Source organism: Rhodopila sp., from assembly GCF_035548235.1.
Lineage (GTDB): Bacteria > Pseudomonadota > Alphaproteobacteria > Acetobacterales > Acetobacteraceae > Rhodopila.
Genome location: NZ_DASZTJ010000033.1, coordinates 54,556 through 72,820, shown reverse-complemented (window position 1 = coordinate 72,820; position 18,265 = coordinate 54,556). Strand labels below are relative to the sequence as shown.

Below are 18,265 nucleotides of genomic sequence, written 5' to 3'. Positions count from 1 at the left end.
GGCGCACCGGTCCCTCGACCATCAGGGGAGAGGGACCCGACTCACTGCCGGATCACGGCATGGCGGGTTCCCTCCACGACCTGCGTCAACTGACGCGAGCGAGTTTCTGCAGACTCCGGATCCGCCTTGGTCGCGGTGCTCCGGGAAAAACATGGTCCCACGCCGAATAGGACACCTCTCCGACATAGAGGTCACCGTGGGAGTCGATCGCCAGCGTGTGCGGGGCGATAAAGGTTCCGTCCTCGGTCCCCGCGTGAGGCGCCCCCAATCGCCCCAGCAGTTCGCCCTTATGGTTCAGGATCGAGATGCGTGGCCCGATGTTCGGATATCGCCGGTTGATCGCAAGAAACGGTCCCAGTTCACCGACGAAGAAGATCGGTTGACGTGTTCCATGCATGTAAAGCCCGCACGGCCGGAACAGATTGTGCCACTGCGTCACGAACTTTCCCGCTGTGTCGAACACCTGAATCCGGTAATTCTCCCGGTCTGCGATATAGACAAATCCGTCCGCATCGCAGGCAATGTTGTGCACGACATTGAATTGCCCGGGATCGGTTCCGAACTCCCCCCATGACAGCAGCCGTCGACCGTCCGGCGCGTATTTGTGGACCCTGGCGTTGCCATAACCGTCCGCCACGAGGATGTCCCCGTCCGGCGTCAACGCCGTCTGGGTCGGACGATTGAACGGTTCCCCGCTGAATTCCGGCGCGGGGGCGCCTTTCTGACCGAGCGTGGACAAAAGCGCGCCGTCCAGCGTGCAGCGATAGACGACATGATCGCCCTCATCCGTGCACCAGATCGTTTCGTCCGGTGCTAAATGCACGGCGTGCGGCCGATTGAAGAGCTCCTTGCCCCAGTCCTGCAGCACGGAACCATTCCGGCTGAACACGATCATCGGATGATCGCCGCGATTGAACACGAAGACTCGGTCCTGGCTGTCGACGGCGACGCCACCGACATCTTTCAGGTCCCAGTCATCGGGGAGCTTCGCCCAGTCAGGCTCCATCCGAAACTTGAAGTCGCCCGTTCCCATTATCGTTGTCATGCACTCAGTCCATTCGTCTGCGCGGGAACCAGAAGTGACGGACTCACCTGGTCGATTCCGGTGCAACCAAGCATTGCCATGTTGCGGTCGATCTCCAGGGAGAGGAGAGAGATCGCGTGGCGCACGCCTGCCTTGCCTGCGACCGCCGCCGCATAAAGAAATGGCCGCCCGACAAACACGAATGCGGCCCCCAGTGCCAACGCCTTCAGCACATCTGTGCCACGCCGTACGCCGCTATCCATGGCGACGGTCAGATTGCCGACGGACCTGGCCACGTCGGGCAAGGCAGCAAGCGATGGCATCGCCCCATCGAGCTGCCGCCCGCCATGATTGGAAACGATGATCCCGTCGGCCCCGATCGTTTCGGCCCTGAGAGCATCCTGGGGGTCGAGGATACCTTTCAGCAGCAGCGTGCCAGGCCAGCGGTCACGTATCCAACCGATGTCTTCCCAGCTCAGGGCGTCGCGCCGGCCGAAACTGCGTTCGGCCTGGGCGGCGATCAACGGGGCGCCGCGGACCGCGTCCACATTCTCGAAATGGGGCATGCCACGAGTCAGCAGCGTCCGTGCCAGGTTGGCGAACAGCCAGTGCGGATGGGTGATGCCGTCACAGGCGAGGCTCAGGCTGGGCCGCAACGGCAGCATAAAACCGTTGCGCGCGTTGTTTTCCCGATTGCCGGCCACGGACACGTCCACGGTGACGACCAGGGTGCCGTAGCCCGCGCTCGCCACCCGATCCACAAGGGGCCCGATCCGCGCCCGATCGCCCGGGATATAGGCCTGGAACCATGCGTTTGGATTGGCTTTGATGATGGTCTCCAGCGGCATGAGAGAGGAGCCGCTGAGAACGAATGGAATATTGGCCTCGCCCGCTGCCTCGGCCAGAACCCGCTCGCATTCGAATGCCATCAGGGAGGTGGCGCCCATCGGGGCTATGCCGAACGGGGCGGACCATGTCTTGCTCAACATCCTGGTGCTCAGGTCGCGGTCCACGGTATTGACCAGCACCCGTGGCCGAAACCACCACGCCGCGAAGGCGGCACGGTTCGCGTTGCGTGCGGCATTGGTTTCAACCCCGCCCTCGACAAAGCCGAATATCCGCCTTGGCAGGCGGCGCCGGGCTTGGGATTCCAGGTCTTCCAGCGAAAAGATGCGGGCGAGCGACGCCGGCAGGTTCGCCGCGAGCTGCGGCGCCACCGAGGAGTAGACTCGCTCCGCACTCCCAGCGATTGGGTTCGCGTCGACTATATCCGCCGGCATGGGCGTTCCCGGACATTGTGGTTCTTAGGCGTATCGTAATATGATTGAACCAGCGGTCAAGGATCGCCTCGAGGGGACTCGGGGGCAGCCCTGCGCACCCTAGAGGGTCAGGGTCGCGAACCCGGTGATTCCCATCGACACTGTCCGTGCCGGCAAATTGACCGGCACGGGCGGCACGAGCGTGCCCGTTAGCACGATCTCACCCGCACGTAGCAACTGACCGCTTCGCGCCAGCGCCCTGGCCAACCAGACAAGCGAGTCGAACGCGCTCAAGATGTCGCGAGCGGAGCCGGTCCGGCGTTCGCCGTTGATATCGATGAACCCCTCCGCGGTCAGCAGGTCCTGCATCTTCCAGACTGTGTTCTCGGCCCCGATCACGAAGCCCGCCTGGAAGAAGTCGTCGGCGATCAATGTCGGAACCCCGAACGCCATCGGCTCGCCGTACCGGTTGTCAATGATTTCACAACCGATATGGCAGGCGCCAATGGCCTGTTTCACCGCCTCCGCCGACAGGTTCGGATCGGCGCCATCGACATCACGTCCCAGAACCACCGCAATCTCGCATTCCAGTGACGGACGCGTGAGCGGCCGGTCCAGCGCCTCGGCAAGCGACAGGGAGCGGTCTCCGGCGAACAGGCCCGCATAGACCGGTTCATGCAGTCCCCAGACTCGCTGCCCCGCGGCGGAGGTGGAACCGACTTTCCATCCCACCCTGGCATCCCCGGCAACTCGGTGGGCCGCATCCTGCAGGCGGTAGGCCTCTTCGATCGTCTTCGGGCGAAGCGGCTCAGCAATACCCGGCCATGCGGGACGCCGACTGCGAGCGCTCGCGAACGCCTGCACACTGTCCTGATTCATTGCGCACCTCGTTTGACAGCTTCGTCATTTCGTATGACTATATCTGAAAAATCGGCACCGCAAGCTATCACGAGGAGGCGGGGAGGACGGCAATGACGGTTCATACGAAGCGGTGGTTCATATACGCCCTGCTGTTCACGCTCCTGGCCATCAGCATGTTGGACCGCATCAACATGTCCGTGGCGGGCAGTTCCATCGCCAGGGAGATGTCTCTCTCACCCACGGCGTTGGGTTACCTGTTCTCGTCCTTCCTGTGGATCTACATCCTGTGCTTGCTTCCGGCCGGCGCGATCACCGACTGGCTGGGTACGCGCAAGGCGATCGCGTTCGCCGTGGGCCTTTGGTCGGTCGCCCAGATGGGCAGCGGCTTCGCAGGATCGTTGATGCCGTTGCTGGTCAGTCGTCTAGGGCTGGGCGTCTTCGAGTCGTTCACCAATCCCGGCGCGAACAGCGTCATCCGGGAATGGGCACCAAAGAAAGAACGTGGGCTGGCCTCAGCGATCTGGATCAGCGGATCGCTCGCAGGGCCGTCGGCCGGTGCGGTACTGGTCGCCTGGCTGGTATCGGATTTCGGCTGGCGCATTTCCTTCGTGATCACCGGCCTCATCGGACTGGCGTGGGTATGCGCCTGGCTGCTGATCTTCCGCCGGCCCGAGGATACGTCCTGGCTCAGCCCGGACGAACGCACGATGATCCTAGCCGAGCGGGACGCGCCGCGGGCGGAGAACGAGCGCTCGATCGGCTACCGTGGTTTGCTGTCCTCACCGACCATGTGGGGACTGTTCCTGACGCAGGGATGCCTGACGTACACGGCGTATTTCTTTCTGACATGGTTGCCCAGCTACATGCAGATGGCCCGGGGCATGACCATCATGGGCAGCGGGATCTACACCGCCCTGCCCTACGGCCTCGCGATCGTCTTCTGCATCGCCCTGAGCCATGTCAGCGATCGTCTGCTGACACCGCAGGCGCAACACAATGGCCTCCGCCGTTACGCTGTCGCATTTGGCAGCCTCGCGACGGCCAGCGTCCTGGCGACGCCATTCGTCGAATCGACCGCGGCGATCGTCGCGTTGCTGACGATCGCCCTGACGTTCAGCGGCGCCTCCCAATCCTGGAACTTCGCGCTCACGAACGACCTGCTGCGCACGCCCGCCGATACCGGCCGCGCCTTTGCCTTCCTGACATTGGGAGGCAACAGCTTCGGCATCCTCGCACCGATCGTCACGGGCTATCTTGTCAGCGGGACTGGAAGCTTCACCATCCCGTTCATCGTCTGCGGCGTGCTCGCTCTTGCCGGCGCATTCGTCGCCCTGTTGGGCGCCCGGATGCCGATTGGGGAGACGGCCGCGTCAACGCCGGTCGTACCGGCGCCGGAGATCGCATAAATGCTTCCCGACATCATCAACCCCGTCCGCCGGCGGTTGGAAGCCGATGAACTCGCTCTTGGGATGGTCGTGCGCATGGCAAGGTCGGGCGATATCGCCCGCATTGCAGCGACGAGTGGACACGACTTCCTGTTCCTCGATGTCCAACATGCCATATATTCCCTGGAAACGATCAGCCACATCGCACAGGTGGCGCTGGGCTGCGGCGTGGCGCCGTTCGTGCGGGTCAGAAGCTGTCGCGATCCGAACATCCCGGTCATGCTTGATGCCGGTGTCACCGGCATCGTCGCTCCGGATGTCAACACGGCCGATGACGCGCGGGCGGCGGTGCAGGCCTGCAAGTTCGCGCCGATCGGCACGCGCTCGGTCACCAGCGGCTATCCGATCTTCAACTACCGACCCGTGCCGATGCAGGAAACCATCGCGCTGCTGAACACCAACACCCTCGTCGTATGCATGATCGAGAGTCTGGAGGGATTGGGCAACATCGATGCGATCGCCGCCGTCGAGGGCGTCGACGTTCTCCATGTGGGTCTGACCGACATGCTCGCGGACATGGGGAAGCCTGGCGCCTATGGTGATCCCCAGGCGATGGAGGCCGTCGCGCGCATCACCGCCTCTGCGTTGGCGCACGGCAAATATGCCGGGGTCGGCGGCGACAACGACCCGATGCGTCAGCAGGTGTTCCTGCGCCAGGGCGTGCGTTTCATTTCGACCCAGTCGGATGGGGCGATGCTGCTGAACGCGGCGACAAAGGTGGCCGGAAACCTTCGCCGCCTGGCCAGCGAAGCCGGTTAGCCAACCAGGCACGCTCCAGGCGGACCGGCCTGGAAACACGGGGGCCACTTGTTCGTCAGAGCCTTACGGGAGTTGACACTACCCAATTCGTCCTATGATATTCATAACTGCCGAGTCAAAAGATCATACGGGAACCCGCTTAAAGCGCGGACCGAATAAAACATCCGGGAGGAAGATACGGTGTCCGGTCAGCCATCCGTCCAACGACGTGCGGTTATCGCAGGGGGCTTACTCGCCGCCGCCACACGACGTGCCATTGCGTCGCCGATCCAGTTGAAGTTCGCGACAGCAGATACAATGAACGATACCTCCTATGAGGTCGGGCAGCGCTTCGGCGCGGAACTCGCCAAGCGGACAAACGGCAAATACGACGTGCAGATGTTCGTTGGCGGTGCGCTGGGCAGCACGGTCAATCTGGCCAACAGCCTGCAGACCGGCATCATCGACTGCGCCATCCTGACCTCGGGCTACCTCGAATCGTTTGTGCCCTCGGTGCAGTCCATCGACCTTCCGTTCATCTTCAAGGATCGGACCACGGCGGAATCCCTGCTGGACGGTGACCTTGGCAAGCGGCTCTTCGCCGATATGGCCGGGCGGGGCATTCATGGGCTTGCCTGGGGCTGGTACGGATGGCGCCAGATGGAAATCCGTGATCGTCCGGTCAAGACGCCGGACGATATGAAAGGCCTCAAGATCCGTATCCAACCCGGCCCCGTGTTCGCCGCCATGTTCAGGGCGCTTGGCGCGATTCCGGTCCCGCTGGACGGCAGCGAAGTCTATCTTGGCCTGTCGCAGCACACCGTCGGCGGCGTGGAGTTTCCGCTGCCCACCGCGGTCACCTTCAAAGTGTACGAGGTCACCAAATATCTCGCGCTGACGCGGCACAGCTACAACGCGGGCGCGCTGATGGTCAGCAATGCCCGGTGGAATCAGCTCACGCCCGAAGAGCAGGCAGCCTTCCAAGAATCCGCCACGGCCGTGCTGCCGTTCTGGCGTGATACGATCGCGAAACGCTCCGACGAGGCGCTGACCTTCCTAAAGGCGCACGGCATGCAGCCGACCGATACCGACTTCAAGGCGTTCCAGGATAAGATGAAAACAGTCTACGACCAGTTCAGTCCCAAATACCCCGAGTTGTTCCACATGATCATGGAGCACAACGCATGACTGAACCTGCCGGACTGATGATGGCGATGATGCAGCCTCCCCCGACCATGGAAGAGGAGTTCCAGGACTGGTACGATACCGAACATTTTCCGGAGCGCCGGGATTGTAAGGGATTCGTTACGGCGCAGCGGCTGCTCTGCCTCGACGGCTTCCCGCGTTATCTTGCTCTGTATGACCTGGAAAACCGGGCGGTGCTGGAAGGACCGGGATATGGCGCCATCGCGCGGTCCCGCTACAGCCAATGGACGAAGCGGATCGTCCCGCGGATGTGGGGACATTATCGCGCCGAGGCAGACCAGATCTTTCCCGGCCGGGCACGCCTTGGGGCCAACGGTACCCCGACACGCCTGGCGCTGTGGCGCTTCAGCGGCGTGGACGAGAACGCCATCCAGGCCACCGTCAATGGCGTTCGGACAAGTTGGGCGGAAACGCCGGGCGTACTCCAGCTACGGGTCTTTCAGGCCAAGGCGGACCAAACCGGGGATGTGATCGCCACGATCGAGCTCGCTGGATCGATGCCGCTGCCTGCGCCGCGCCCAGACGCGTTTGGGCCGCTGTTGCGCCACCTGAACCTGGCAAACCTTTACATGCCCTATTGGCGCTGATGCCGATGCGACAGGCCGATTTGCCGGCCGCGATCGCCAACCCGCCCGTGTCGCCCGCGGCAACCCCTCTCGCCTTTCTCGACATGGCGCTGGACATCGTGGTGGCCATCGCCATGTTCGGCGAACTCGGGGCCGTCATCGGCGATGTGCTCGGGCGGACCCTGTTCGATTCGCCGCTGATATGGGCTGACGAGGTCGGAGGCCTGGCGCTGACGATCATCGCCTTCATCGGCGGCGCCGTCGCCTATCGCCGCGACCAGCACATCGCCGTCAGGGTGCTGGTCGAGATGCTGCCCGCCAGGGCGCATGCTGCGCTGCATGCCGCCGCCGACTGGCTGGTGCTCGAAACGGCCGTTGTCGCCTTTTTCACCTCGCTGCCGCTGCTGGCGGAGCGTTGGGACGAGTTGACTCCGATGCTGGAGTTGCACGGTACCTGGCTTGCCCTGCCGCTCACCGTCGGGATGGTACTGATCGCCATGTACGCGATCACCCGCCTGGCCGCACAGCCGCGTCGGGATGTGCTGATCAGCTTGTCAGTGCTGCTCGTGCTGAACGCGGCGGTTTACCTGGCCGCCGCCTACGGGCCGCCGCTCGGGTCCAACGTCTCGATCACACTCGCGATCGTCGTCGTTCTGATCACGGTCCTTCTGGGCCTTCCGGTGGGGTTCGCATTGGTGCTGGCGACGAGCCTGTTTCTTCGGCAGGTCTATCCGGCATCCATGATCGCATTGCCGCAGAACATGACGGATGGCGTATCACGCTTCGTGCTGCTGGCGCTGCCGTTTTTCATCCTCACCGGCTTCGTCATGGAAGCTGGCGGCATATCGCGCCGCCTGGTCCTGTTCGTTGCGGCCTTGGTGGGACGCTTGCGTGGCGGGCTGCTGCAGGTCGTGATCGTGAGCATGTACATCGTGTCAGGCATATCAGGGTCGAAGGCCGCAGACGTCGCGGCTGTCGGCTTGGTGATGCGGGACATGCTCGATCAGGAGGGCTACAGACGCAGCGAGACGGCCGCCGTCCTGGCCTCGGCGGCCGCGATGGGCGAGTGCGTACCGCCCAGCATCGCAATGCTGGTACTGGGATCCGTCACGTCATTGTCGATGGGCGCGCTTTTCGCGTCCGGGCTTCTGCCTGCCGCCGTGATCGCGCTGTGCCTGATGGCGCTGGTGTTCGTGCGCATCCGCAAGGCGCAACCCAATGACGCCGTGCCGGTTGTACGGGGATCACTTCTGCGGCTGGGGTTGGGCGCGATCCTGCCGTTCTCGATGCCCGCTTTGTTGTTCACCGGCATTCTCAGCGGCTTTGCGACACCGACCGAGATTTCGGCGTTCGCCGTTCTCTATGGCCTGGTCCTGGCGACGTTCGTCTACCGGGAGGTCGGGCTACGCACACTCACCCGCGTCGCCGCTGATGCCGCGACAGTGGCAGCGATGGTCTTGTTCACCCTCGCAGCGGCCCAGACGTTTTCCTGGGCGTTGTCGGCGGCACAGTTGCCGCAGGCGCTGGCCGCCTTGGTGTTCTCCTGGCGGGACAACACGACACTGTTCTTGCTTGCATCGATCGTTGCCCTCGTCGTCCTCGGCTCCCTGTTGGAGGGCCTGGCGGCGTTGTTGATCTTGGCGCCGCTACTGCTGCCGATAGCAACCAAACTTGGGAACAGCGATCTTCATTATGGGATCGTTCTGTTGATCGCGATGGGCGTTGGCGCCTTTCTGCCGCCGTTAGGCGTCGGATTCTACATTGCCTGTGCGATCGCCCGAGCGCCGATGGGTGCGTCCACCCGCGCGATGGTGCCTTATGTCATGGTTCTGCTGGCGGGACTCCTGCTGGTGACGTTCGTGCCATGGTTCACCCTGGCGGTACCGAGAGCCTTGGGATTGATACCGTGACGCAGGCCTAGATTTGCGTTGAAGAACCCTTATTCCGAACGACCGGATAATGGAGCCTCACAGGCCCCCTCTGCGTTTCGTGGCTTTCCGCATCGGTTCAGCCAAGGGCATTAACGCGGCACGCCGGCGCTCGGTGTCATCCAGATGTGCCTGCATGGCATCGCGGGCCCTGGCGGTGTCGCGCGCCAATATCGCGTCGTGAATGGCTTTGTGCAGCGGCAGGGTCACCGCCCGGTTCTGTTTGCTATCCCGATTCGTGATCCTCATGGACGCGATCAGGCTGGCACGGATCGCGTGCCCAACCGGCAGCAGGAATTCGTTGCGCGCCGCCCAAAGGCACGCAACGTGAAACGATACGTCGGCCGCGACGAAAGCCCGGATATCGTCGCTGGCCTTGATCATCGCTTCATACGCGCTCGCAATCGCCATGTGGTCTTCCGCGGTTCCTCGCCGGGCGGCGAACTCCGCTGCGGACGGTTCGATGATGCGACGAAGCTCCATCAGATGGTCCAGGTTGGTTCCGGGCGGCGCAGCGGGATCATCGCGCCATCCGAGAATGGCAGGATCGAGCTGGTTCCACTCCGCACGCGGACGGACGATCGTGCCGCGGCGGGGCTTCGCATCCACCAAACCTTTCGCCGACAAGACGTTCAACGCCTCCCTCAGCACCGTGCGGCTTACGCCGTAGCGGGACAGCAATTCCTCTTCACTGGGCAGGACGTCGCCCGGCAGCAGCCGACCGCGCACGATGTCGCCGCCGAGCTGTTCCACAAGCTGCTCACGCAGGTTTCGCCTCAACGGTCGGGTCGGTGAGGGATTTGATAAAGGCATACAATAGTATGATCTGGTGCAAGCTCAGACGTCAACGAATACCGCCGGCTACCGAACCGGCCGCTTTTCCAGTTTACGGGCCAAGGTGCGACGATGCATGCCAAGCCGTCGAGCCGCTTCGGAAATGTTGAAATCGGTCTCGACGAGCATCTGATGGATATGCTCCCATTCCAGCGTCTTGATCGTGCTGGGCCGTTCCGGTAGCGGTACATCCGGGTCGCCGAGCGTCTTGCTGAAGGCGGCTTCTATCGCATCGGTGTTCGACGGTTTTGTCAGATAATGGCAGGCACCAAGCTTCACGGCCTCGACAGCGGTCGCGATGCTGGCGAAGCCGGTCAGGACGACAATCCGGGTCGACGGGTCGTGCGCATGCAGCGCCTCGACGCAGGCGAGGCCCGAGGCGCCGGCCAGCTTCAAGTCCACGACGGCGAAGCTGGGCGTATCGTCAGCCAGAAGCGCATTGAGCTCCCCCAGGCCTGATGCCATAGCGACCCGGTACCCGCGTCGCTCGAACGACCGCTTCAATGTTCGGGCGAATTCGATATCGTCTTCAACGATGAACAGCGGCCTGTCGCCGGTTGTTTCAGCCATCATTTCGAGGCGACCCGATCGCCAGGGCGTCCAGAGGTACGTTCAAGGTCACCATCGCGCCGCCGGCGGGACGGTTGGACGCCGCGACCGACCCACCCAGCTTGCGGATCACGTTGACGACCAGGAACAAGCCCAGGCCGCTGCCTCGCTTCGCCTTGGTGGATTGATAGGGCTTCCCAAACCGCGCCAGCATTTCGTCGGTGAATCCCGCTCCGTCGTCGCTGATCCGCAGCACCAGCATCTGACCGACCCGCTCGGCCGTGAACCCCACCCAATGGGGGGATGCTTCCACGGCGTTGTCCAGCACATTGGAGATAATCTGCTTCAGGGCCGAATCAACGACGATCGGCATGTCCACGCCGAAGCGGTTGTCATAGGAGACCGTGGTTTCCGTGTGCCGCGTCCGCCATTCCGAAATGACGTCATTCAGGAACTTGCCGACCGAGGTGGCAATCGGCGCTTCCCCGCGTGCTTCGCCTGACGCGAGCAGGACGCCGGTCAGGATCGTCTTGCATCGCTCGATCGCCGTCTGCATCTCCTCCAGTTCCTGCGCCATGGCGGGTTCGCCGAAGGCCGGCATGTGGCGCCAGTCGCCCAGGATGACGGACAGGGACGACAGCGGCGTCCCGAGTTCGTGGGCGGCACCGGCGGCAAGCAGGCCCATGCGGACAATGTGGTCTTCCTCGGCAGCATGCTGACGCAGCGCGGCGAGCCCGGCATCGCGATCGCGCAGGTTGCGTGCGACGCGGGTGACGAAGACCACCAGCAGGGAAGCGTCCAGCAGGAAGCAGATCAGCATGCCGACGACGTGCAGCGTCATCATGTCGCCCAGGTCGGTGCGCGGCAGGACCAGCGGGCGGTACGACAACACAAGCCCGGCGAAGCTGATGCAGGTCAGGCCGACGATGACCAACGTCGCTCGGGTCTCCAGCAACACGGCGGCCAGGGTCACCTGCAACAGGAACAGGGAGGTGAACGGGTTGGTCGCGCCGCCGCTCAGCCAGAGTTGGGCCGTCAGGGCACAGACGTCCAGCACCAGCGCGATCAACAACGCCCTGGTGCTGAGGTCCCTCTCCTGGCGGATCCACGCCAGGCTGGCGAGGTTCAACACCGTCAGGGCCGTCAGCACCAGGGCCATCGGGTAGAGCGGCAGGTCGATGCCGAGCCAGAGCCGTACGACGGCGATGGTGACGAACTGCCCCAGGATGGCGATCCAGCGGAGCTGGATCAGGGCGGCCATGTTCTTGCGGTTGGTCGCATCCGGAGTCAGGGCGCGCATGGTGCCGGGCGGGACCGGCAAGGTCTCCGGCAGCGTCACGTCCAGGGCAGGCAAGGTGGTCATACGGCGCAGCATCTCGATCGAGGCATGGCGGAGTACGGGCCGCCAGTGGATGGCGGCGAGCGACGCCGATTGTCTGTCGCGAGGCACCAGCCGCTAGCGGTCCGGCCGGGACCGCCACATGTCCCGGCACGCGACGACTGTCGCACCGGCCACGGCGGCCGCCAACCCGAACCACGTCAGGGCGTAGACGAGATGGTTGTTGTAGAACCGGATCCGGGTCAGACCGCCGCGAGGCCAGTCGTCACGCGCCCTTGGGTCAGGGGTGGCATCGGCATCGATGAAATAGGGCGCCGGCCGGGGAATGGCCTGTGCGGCGGCAATGGCGGCGACGTCGCGGGAATACCACCGGTCGTGCGCGGGATCATTGGCCCGCAGGAAGGCGCCGCCCGGTTCGGTGATGCGCAGCAGGCCGGAGACGGTCACTAGGTGATTGGGCGGCGGGCTGTCCTGCCGACCCGAGGGAACGAAGCCGCGGTTCACCAGCACGGTATAGCCGGCGACGTCCCGGAACGGCGTCAGGACCCAGGCGCCGATCCCCAGGTCCGTGGTGGCGCTTACCCGCGTGTCATGCCCCGCGACGAACCGACCCGTCACCGCCACGTGCCGGTATTCCGCATCGCCACGGGTCAAAGCGCTCCATGCGGCGGGGCCCGGTGCGGCGACAGGGGCCGCATGCACCCGGTGCTCCACGCGGTCGATCAGCGCCAGCTTCCACGCTCGCCGTTCGATCTGCCATATGCCAAGGCCGATCAGCAGGGACACGACGCCGGCCATGAGCAGAGGAAAAATCAGGACCGACGATCGCAGGCGGAGCCCGATCGCGGGCGCCGAAACAGTCACGGCATGCGGCTCATGTCGGTCATGCCCGGCATCATGTTCGCGTTGAGGTGGTACATGACCCACATCGATCCGGCGAGGGCGATCAGGACCAGCACCAGGGTGAAGACGAGCGCCATCATGCTCCAGCCTCCCTCGGACCGGCTGCTCATGTGCAGGAAGTAGATCATGTGGACAACGATCTGGACCGCGGCCAGCGCCATGATCAGCAAACCGGTCACCTGGTTGTTGGCAAGCACGCCGGTCATGACCAGCCAGAACGGGATGGCGGTCAGGATGACCGACAGGGCGAAGCCGGTCAGGTAGGTCCGGTGGCTTCCGTGATCGTGGCCATCCGGATGGAGCCCAGCATGGACCCCGGTCTGCGCGGCATGACCGGTCATCGCAGCATTCCCATCAGGTAGACGAAAGTGAAGACACCGATCCAGATGACGTCGAGGAAGTGCCAGAACATGCTCAGGCACATCAGCCGGCGCATGTTCGCCTCCATCAGGCCATGGCGGCGAACCTGGACCATCAGCGTCACCAGCCAGATCAGCCCGGCGGTGACGTGTAGCCCATGCGTGCCGACCAGGGTGAAGAAGGACGATAAGAACGCGCTGCGCTCCGGCGTCGCGCCCTCTGCGATCATGCCGGCGAATTCGTGCAGTTCGATCCCGATGAAGCACAGGCCAAATAGCCCGGTGACTGCCAGCCAGGCCTGGGTCGCGGTCTGCCGATGTTCATACGCGGCCAGCATCGCGAAGCCGTAGGTGATGGAAGACAGCAGCAGCATCGACGTGTTGACGGCGACGAGCGGCAGGTCGAACAGGTCCTTCGGCGCCGGTCCGGCTGCGTAGTTGTGGCCCAGCACGCCATAGGTGGCGAAAAGGACGGCGAAGATGAGGCAGTCGCTCATCAGGTAGATCCAGAACCCGAGCGCGGTGCTGCCGCCATCGGCATGCTCGTGCTCGTCGCGCAGATAGAAGGCAGGCGCCTCGGTCGCCGTATCTCGGGTGTCCGGAGCCTCCAGGATTGCCGTGGTCATATCAGGCCCCTTCCACGAGCAGGCGGGTACGATCGTCTTCCGTACGGGTGACCATGTCGGCCCCGATGTGGAAATCACGGTGGTAGTCGAATGTATGAGTGATCGCGACGGCAAGCATGGCGGCGAAGCCCAGCGCGGCAAGCCACCAGATCCACCAGATCATCCCGAAAGCGAACGCCACCGCGAGGGCGCCCAGGATGACGCCGGTCCCTGTGTTCCGCGGCATGTGGATCGCCCGGAAGCCTTGCCGTGGCCGGACATAGCCACGTTCCTTCATGTCCCACCATGCATCGATGTCATGGATCACGGGCGTGAAGGCGAAATTGTAGGCCGGCGGAGGTGACGCAGTCGACCATTCCAGCGTGCGTGCGAACCACGGGTCGCCGGTCACGTCGCGCAGAGCCTCCCGCCTGCGAATGCTGACGACAAGTTGCACCAGGAACGACCCGATACCCAGCGCGATCAGGAACGCACCGAATGCGGCGATCACGAACCAGATCTGCAACGATGGGTCGTCGAACACGCGCAGGCGTCGCGTGACGCCCATCAGGCCCAGGACGTACAGCGGCATGAAGGCGAAGTAGAAGCCGACGACCCAGAACCAAAAGGACATCTTCCCCCAAAACGGATCGAGGCGGAAGCCGAACGCCTTGGGAAACCAGTAGTTGATGCCGGCGAACAGTCCGAACAGCACGCCGCCGATGATGACGTTGTGGAAATGAGCGACCAGGAACAGGCTGTTATGCAGCACGAAGTCAGCCGGAGGGACGGCCAGCAGCACACCGGACATGCCGCCGATGACGAAGGTCAGCATGAAGGCGACTGTCCACATCATCGGCGGCTCGAACCGGATGCGGCCGCGATACATCGTGAACAGCCAGTTGAACATCTTCGCGCCGGTCGGGATCGAGATGACCATCGTGGTGATCCCGAAGAACGAGTTGACGCTGGCGCCCGAACCCATGGTGAAGAAATGGTGGAGCCAGACCAGGTACGACAGAATCGTGATGACCAGGGTCGCGTAGACCATCGACGTGTAGCCGAAGAGGCGCTTGCCGCAGAACGTCGCCGTCACCTCGGAGTAGATGCCGAAAGCCGGCAAGATCAGGATGTAAACCTCTGGATGTCCCCAGATCCAGATCAGGTTCACATACATCATCGGGTTGCCGCCGAAGTCGTTGGTGAAGAAATCCGTCCCCACGTAACGATCCAACGACAGCAACGCGAGCACGGCCGTCAGCACGGGAAAGGCGGCCACGATCAGGATATTGGTGCAGAGCGCCGTCCAGGTGAACACCGGCATCTTCATCATTGTCATGCCAGGCGCGCGCATCTTGACGATGGTGCAGACCAGGTTCACGCCGGAGAGCAGCGTGCCGATACCCGCTATCTGCAAGCCCCAGATATAATAATCCATGCCGACATCGGGGCTGTAGGCGTATTCGGACAACGGAGGATAAGCCAGCCAGCCGGTGCGGGCGAATTCCCCGATGAACAGCGACATCATCACGATGACGGCGCCCGCGACCGTCATCCAGAAGCTGAAGTTGTTCAAGAAGGGGAAGGATACGTCGCGCGCGCCGATCTGCAGCGGGACGACGAAGTTCATCAGCCCCGTCACCAACGGCATCGCCACGAAGAAGATCATGATCACGCCGTGCGCCGTGAAGACCTGGTCGTAGTGATGCGCTGGCAGATAGCCCTGGGACCCGTTGAACGCGATCGCCTGCTGCAGCCGCATCATGACGGCGTCGGCAAAGCCTCGCAGCAGCATGATGATCCCCAGGACCATGTACATGACGCCGATCCGCTTGTGATCGACACTGGTGAACCATTCCTCCCAAAGGTAACGCCACAGGCGGAAATAGGTGATCGCGCCCAAGACGGCGACGCCACCGATCGCCACCACGATGAACGTGCCGACAAGAATCGGTTCGTGGATCGGCAGCGCATCCAACGACAGACGGCCAAACAGGAAATGGAGGAGTTTCGGGTCTTGCAGCATGACCGTCACGATCTCGTTTTGGTGTTCGGAACCTGCCAGCCCAGCAACCCGGACTTGCTGCCGGGGCGAGAGAGGCCGGCACCACTGAGCGGGGCCAAATCCCGTGGCCCTTTCAGCATCGGTGGCGCGGCAGCCGCTCGTTCGGCCTCTTGCACCGAACATGGACTCAGGACATAGGCGCTGGTGGGCGGACCCTCGTCAGGGCCGCGGCGTGCGTATTTGTCGTGTTCAAGAGGCAGCACGCTGCGGATACCTTGCAGGCCCAGGCCACCGCGGGCATCGATCGCCGACATCTCGCTCAAGCACATCTTGCCGGCTTCGACACACATGTTCAGGATTGTATTGTAGAGTGTCGGGTCGACCGAAGCGAAGCTCTGTGCGGGTTCGTTCTCACTGGGACGTTCCAGCCGCAGATACGCGGTCCGAGTCAGGCTGCCGGAACCGCTTTTCACCGTGTCGACCCAATGGCGGAAATCGACGGACGTCATGCTATGGAAAGCGAAATGCATGCCGGAGAAGCCGGCCCCGCTGTAGTTGGCTGAAAAGCCGTCGAAGACGCCCGTCTGGTTGGAGACGGCATGAAGTTTCGTCTCCATGCCTGGCATGGCGTAGATCTGTCCCGCCAGCGCCGGGATGTAGAAGGAGTTCATCACCGATGATGAAGTGACTCGAAAATCGATCGGCCGGTCCACCGGCGCCGCAAGCTCATTGACCGTCGCCAACTGATACTGGGGATAGATGAACAGCCACTTCCAGTCGAGCGCCACGACGTCGACTTCCAACGGTTCGTTCGTTCCGGTGACAGCCTGCCCCGCCGCGATGCGAGCGATCGGCCGATACGGGTCGAGCAGATGGGTGCTCATCCAAGTCAGTGCCCCGAGCGAGATGATGATCAGCAACGGGGCGCCCCAGATCACCAGCTCCAACTGCGTCGAGTGATCCCATTCCGGCTCGTATCGAGCCGCCTTGTTCGACTGACGATAATGCCAGGCGAACCATGCCGTGAGGGCCATGACCGGCAAGATCACCAGCAGCATCAGTCCTGTCGATTCCAGCAGGATGTTCCGCTGCTGAAGCGCGACATCGCCCGCCGGATCCAACACGACGGCCTTGCACCCGCTCAATCCCATCAACAGCATGGGTGTCAGAACGGACAGGTATTTTCGACTCAAAGCTCTTCCTAAGACCGCCACGAGACCGCGGCACCCGTAGCGGCAACGCGCGGCGAAAGGGATTGGACAAATTGTCCAATCCCCCCGCGTGCACTTCGACGGTAAAGAGCCGCGTTTGCCGACAGGAGTGATCGGGAAGAATGACCGCGCAGGCCGTCCCCTCTTCGGGCGCTTTCCATACACGCGCCCATACGCCCAATCCGAATGACATCGCCGTCGGCGTCATCATCGGCCGCACATCGGAATTCTTCGACTTCTTCGTCTACGCCATCGCAAGCGTGCTGGTGTTTCCCAAACTTGTGTTCCCCTTCATGGATCCGTTGGCAGGGACCCTCGCCAGTTTCGCCCTGTTCGCGCTCGCCTTCGTGGCGCGGCCATTCGGCACGGTCGTGTCGATGGCGATCGACCGGGCCCATGGCAGAGGCGTGAAGCTGACCGCCGCGCTCTTCTTGCTAGGCGGCTCGACCGCGGCGATCGCATTCCTGCCCGGCTACGAGGACATTGGTCCCGCGGCGGTATTCCTGCTGGCGTTGGCCCGCATAGGCCAAGGGATGGCGCTGGGCGGCGTCTGGGACGGCCTGGCATCGCTGTTGGCCCTCAACGCGCCCGAAGGCCGCAAGGGCTGGTACGCGATGATCCCACAACTGGGGGCGCCGCTCGGGCTGATGGTGGCCAGCGGGCTGTTCGCCTATTTCGTGGCGAACCTGTCGGCCGACGATTTCATGACCTGGGGCTGGCGCTATCCGTTCTTCGTGGCGCTGGCGATCAACGTCGTCGCCCTGTTCGCACGGTTGCGAATCGTCGTGACACCTGAATACACAACACAGTTTCGCAGCAAGGAGCTCCAACCCGCCCCGATCCGGCAGACCGTGCGCGCCGAGGGCAGCACGATCATCGCCGGCGCCTTCGCACCGCTCGCGAGTTTCGCCCTGTTTCATATGGTCACGGTGTTTCCGTTGTCGTGGGTCTTTCTCTACACCAGCCAGCGTCCGGCCCGCTTTCTGGTGATCGAGCTGATCGGTGCGGCGGTTGGCCTGCTGGCGATCATCGCCTCCGGCCTGATCGCCGATCGGATCGGCCGCCGCAGCCTTCTGGGCGGGACCGCCATCGGAATCGCGGCCTTCAGCGGCTTTGCGCCGCAACTGCTGGATGCCGGCGACATCGGCCAGCTCGTGTTCATGGTGCTTGGCTTCATCCTGCTCGGCTTGTCCTTCGGGCAGGCATCCGGGGCAGTGGCGTCCCGGTTTTCCCAGGTCTACCGGTATACCGGGTCGGCACTCACCTCCGATCTCGCCTGGCTCCTCGGTGCCGGCTTCGCACCCATCGTCGCACTGGCGCTGGCGAGCCGCTTCGGCCTGCTGGCGTCGGGGGCTTATCTGCTGTCCGGGGCGGCGTGTACAATGGTCGCACTGGCCCTCAATCGCCGAGCCGGACAGAAGTGACCCGGCGAT

Annotated in this window: 17 protein-coding genes; 6 read left to right on the top strand and 11 right to left on the bottom strand. The window is 63.4% G+C overall.

Annotated elements, in window-relative coordinates; translation table 11 throughout:
• Positions 1-85 precede the first annotated feature (85 nt).
• The 3 genes from VHB27_RS02130 to VHB27_RS02120 all read right to left on the bottom strand — a co-directional run bounded on the left by VHB27_RS02130 (position 86) and on the right by VHB27_RS02120 (position 3,162).
• Positions 86-868, bottom strand: coding sequence for a peptidyl-alpha-hydroxyglycine alpha-amidating lyase family protein (locus VHB27_RS02130; protein WP_325597243.1), 783 nt, complete (start codon positions 866-868; stop codon positions 86-88).
• Positions 869-1,041: 173 nt separating this feature from the next.
• Positions 1,042-2,241 carry an alpha-hydroxy acid oxidase gene (locus VHB27_RS02125; protein ID WP_325597241.1) on the bottom strand — a complete coding sequence of 400 codons (1,200 nt, stop codon included), beginning with the start codon at positions 2,239-2,241 and terminating at the stop codon, positions 1,042-1,044.
• Positions 2,242-2,403: 162 nt separating this feature from the next.
• Positions 2,404-3,162, bottom strand: a complete 759-nt coding sequence (locus VHB27_RS02120) for a 2-keto-4-pentenoate hydratase (protein WP_325597239.1) — start codon at positions 3,160-3,162, stop codon at positions 2,404-2,406.
• Between the two features lie 92 nt (positions 3,163-3,254).
• Here VHB27_RS02120 and VHB27_RS02115 point away from each other — a divergent pair, with 92 nt between their 5' ends.
• The 5 genes from VHB27_RS02115 to VHB27_RS02095 all read left to right on the top strand — a co-directional run bounded on the left by VHB27_RS02115 (position 3,255) and on the right by VHB27_RS02095 (position 9,009).
• A complete protein-coding gene (locus VHB27_RS02115; protein ID WP_325597236.1) occupies positions 3,255-4,550 on the top strand; it encodes an MFS transporter in 1,296 nt (431 codons plus the stop codon).
• Positions 4,551-5,348: an HpcH/HpaI aldolase family protein gene (locus VHB27_RS02110; RefSeq protein WP_325597234.1), complete on the top strand. Its 798-nt coding sequence runs from the start codon at positions 4,551-4,553 to the stop codon at positions 5,346-5,348.
• Positions 5,349-5,528: 180 nt separating this feature from the next.
• Positions 5,529-6,515 (top strand): TRAP transporter substrate-binding protein, encoded by a 987-nt coding sequence (locus VHB27_RS02105; protein WP_325597232.1) that lies wholly within the window; start codon positions 5,529-5,531, stop codon positions 6,513-6,515.
• Positions 6,512-7,120 carry a hypothetical protein gene (locus tag VHB27_RS02100; protein ID WP_325597230.1) on the top strand — a complete coding sequence of 203 codons (609 nt, stop codon included), beginning with the start codon at positions 6,512-6,514 and terminating at the stop codon, positions 7,118-7,120. Before VHB27_RS02105 ends, VHB27_RS02100 begins: the two co-directional genes overlap by 4 nt.
• Complete coding sequence (locus tag VHB27_RS02095; protein ID WP_325597303.1) at positions 7,120-9,009, top strand: TRAP transporter large permease subunit; 1,890 nt, start codon at positions 7,120-7,122, stop codon at positions 9,007-9,009. The genes VHB27_RS02100 and VHB27_RS02095 overlap by 1 nt, the downstream gene beginning before the upstream one ends.
• 57 nt (positions 9,010-9,066) lie before the next feature.
• Here VHB27_RS02095 and VHB27_RS02090 read toward each other — a convergent pair whose 3' ends face one another.
• The 8 genes from VHB27_RS02090 to cyoA form a co-directional block, all read right to left on the bottom strand.
• Positions 9,067-9,780 (bottom strand): FadR/GntR family transcriptional regulator, encoded by a 714-nt coding sequence (locus VHB27_RS02090; RefSeq protein WP_325597228.1) that lies wholly within the window; start codon positions 9,778-9,780, stop codon positions 9,067-9,069.
• Between the two features lie 108 nt (positions 9,781-9,888).
• On the bottom strand, positions 9,889-10,431 hold the full coding sequence (locus VHB27_RS02085) for a response regulator transcription factor (protein ID WP_325597226.1): 543 nt from the start codon (positions 10,429-10,431) through the stop codon (positions 9,889-9,891).
• Positions 10,424-11,860 carry an ATP-binding protein gene (locus tag VHB27_RS02080; RefSeq protein WP_325597224.1) on the bottom strand — a complete coding sequence of 479 codons (1,437 nt, stop codon included), beginning with the start codon at positions 11,858-11,860 and terminating at the stop codon, positions 10,424-10,426. Before VHB27_RS02080 ends, VHB27_RS02085 begins: the two co-directional genes overlap by 8 nt.
• Positions 11,861-11,866: 6 nt before the next feature.
• Complete coding sequence (locus VHB27_RS02075) at positions 11,867-12,613, bottom strand: SURF1 family protein (RefSeq protein ID WP_325597222.1); 747 nt, start codon at positions 12,611-12,613, stop codon at positions 11,867-11,869.
• Entirely contained in the window at positions 12,610-12,993 is a 384-nt protein-coding gene (gene cyoD, locus VHB27_RS02070; protein WP_325597220.1) for a cytochrome o ubiquinol oxidase subunit IV, read from the bottom strand. The genes VHB27_RS02075 and cyoD overlap by 4 nt, the downstream gene beginning before the upstream one ends.
• A complete protein-coding gene (gene cyoC, locus VHB27_RS02065; protein WP_325597218.1) occupies positions 12,990-13,637 on the bottom strand; it encodes a cytochrome o ubiquinol oxidase subunit III in 648 nt (215 codons plus the stop codon). Before cyoC ends, cyoD begins: the two co-directional genes overlap by 4 nt.
• A 1-nt stretch (position 13,638) precedes the next feature.
• Entirely contained in the window at positions 13,639-15,612 is a 1,974-nt protein-coding gene (gene cyoB, locus VHB27_RS02060) for a cytochrome o ubiquinol oxidase subunit I (RefSeq protein ID WP_413788613.1), read from the bottom strand.
• A 35-nt stretch (positions 15,613-15,647) separates the two neighbouring features.
• Positions 15,648-16,814, bottom strand: a complete 1,167-nt coding sequence (gene cyoA, locus VHB27_RS02055; protein WP_325597214.1) for a ubiquinol oxidase subunit II — start codon at positions 16,812-16,814, stop codon at positions 15,648-15,650.
• Between the two features lie 140 nt (positions 16,815-16,954).
• On the opposite strand from cyoA, the gene VHB27_RS02050 reads away from it, so the two are divergent.
• Positions 16,955-18,256, top strand: coding sequence for an MFS transporter (locus VHB27_RS02050; protein WP_325597212.1), 1,302 nt, complete (start codon positions 16,955-16,957; stop codon positions 18,254-18,256).
• The last annotated feature ends 9 nt before the right edge of the window (positions 18,257-18,265 follow it).

Coding starts and splice junctions, on each gene's coding strand:
- cyoC (WP_325597218.1), bottom strand. CDS start 13,637: ATGACCACGGCAATCCTGGAGGCTCCGGACACCCGAGATACGGCGACC.
- VHB27_RS02110 (WP_325597234.1), top strand. CDS start 4,551: ATGCTTCCCGACATCATCAACCCCGTCCGCCGGCGGTTGGAAGCCGAT.
- VHB27_RS02050 (WP_325597212.1), top strand. CDS start 16,955: ATGACCGCGCAGGCCGTCCCCTCTTCGGGCGCTTTCCATACACGCGCC.
- VHB27_RS02115 (WP_325597236.1), top strand. CDS start 3,255: ATGACGGTTCATACGAAGCGGTGGTTCATATACGCCCTGCTGTTCACG.
- cyoD (WP_325597220.1), bottom strand. CDS start 12,993: ATGACCGGTCATGCCGCGCAGACCGGGGTCCATGCTGGGCTCCATCCG.
- VHB27_RS02100 (WP_325597230.1), top strand. CDS start 6,512: ATGACTGAACCTGCCGGACTGATGATGGCGATGATGCAGCCTCCCCCG.
- VHB27_RS02120 (WP_325597239.1), bottom strand. CDS start 3,162: ATGAATCAGGACAGTGTGCAGGCGTTCGCGAGCGCTCGCAGTCGGCGT.
- VHB27_RS02085 (WP_325597226.1), bottom strand. CDS start 10,431: ATGGCTGAAACAACCGGCGACAGGCCGCTGTTCATCGTTGAAGACGAT.
- VHB27_RS02095 (WP_325597303.1), top strand. CDS start 7,120: ATGCCGATGCGACAGGCCGATTTGCCGGCCGCGATCGCCAACCCGCCC.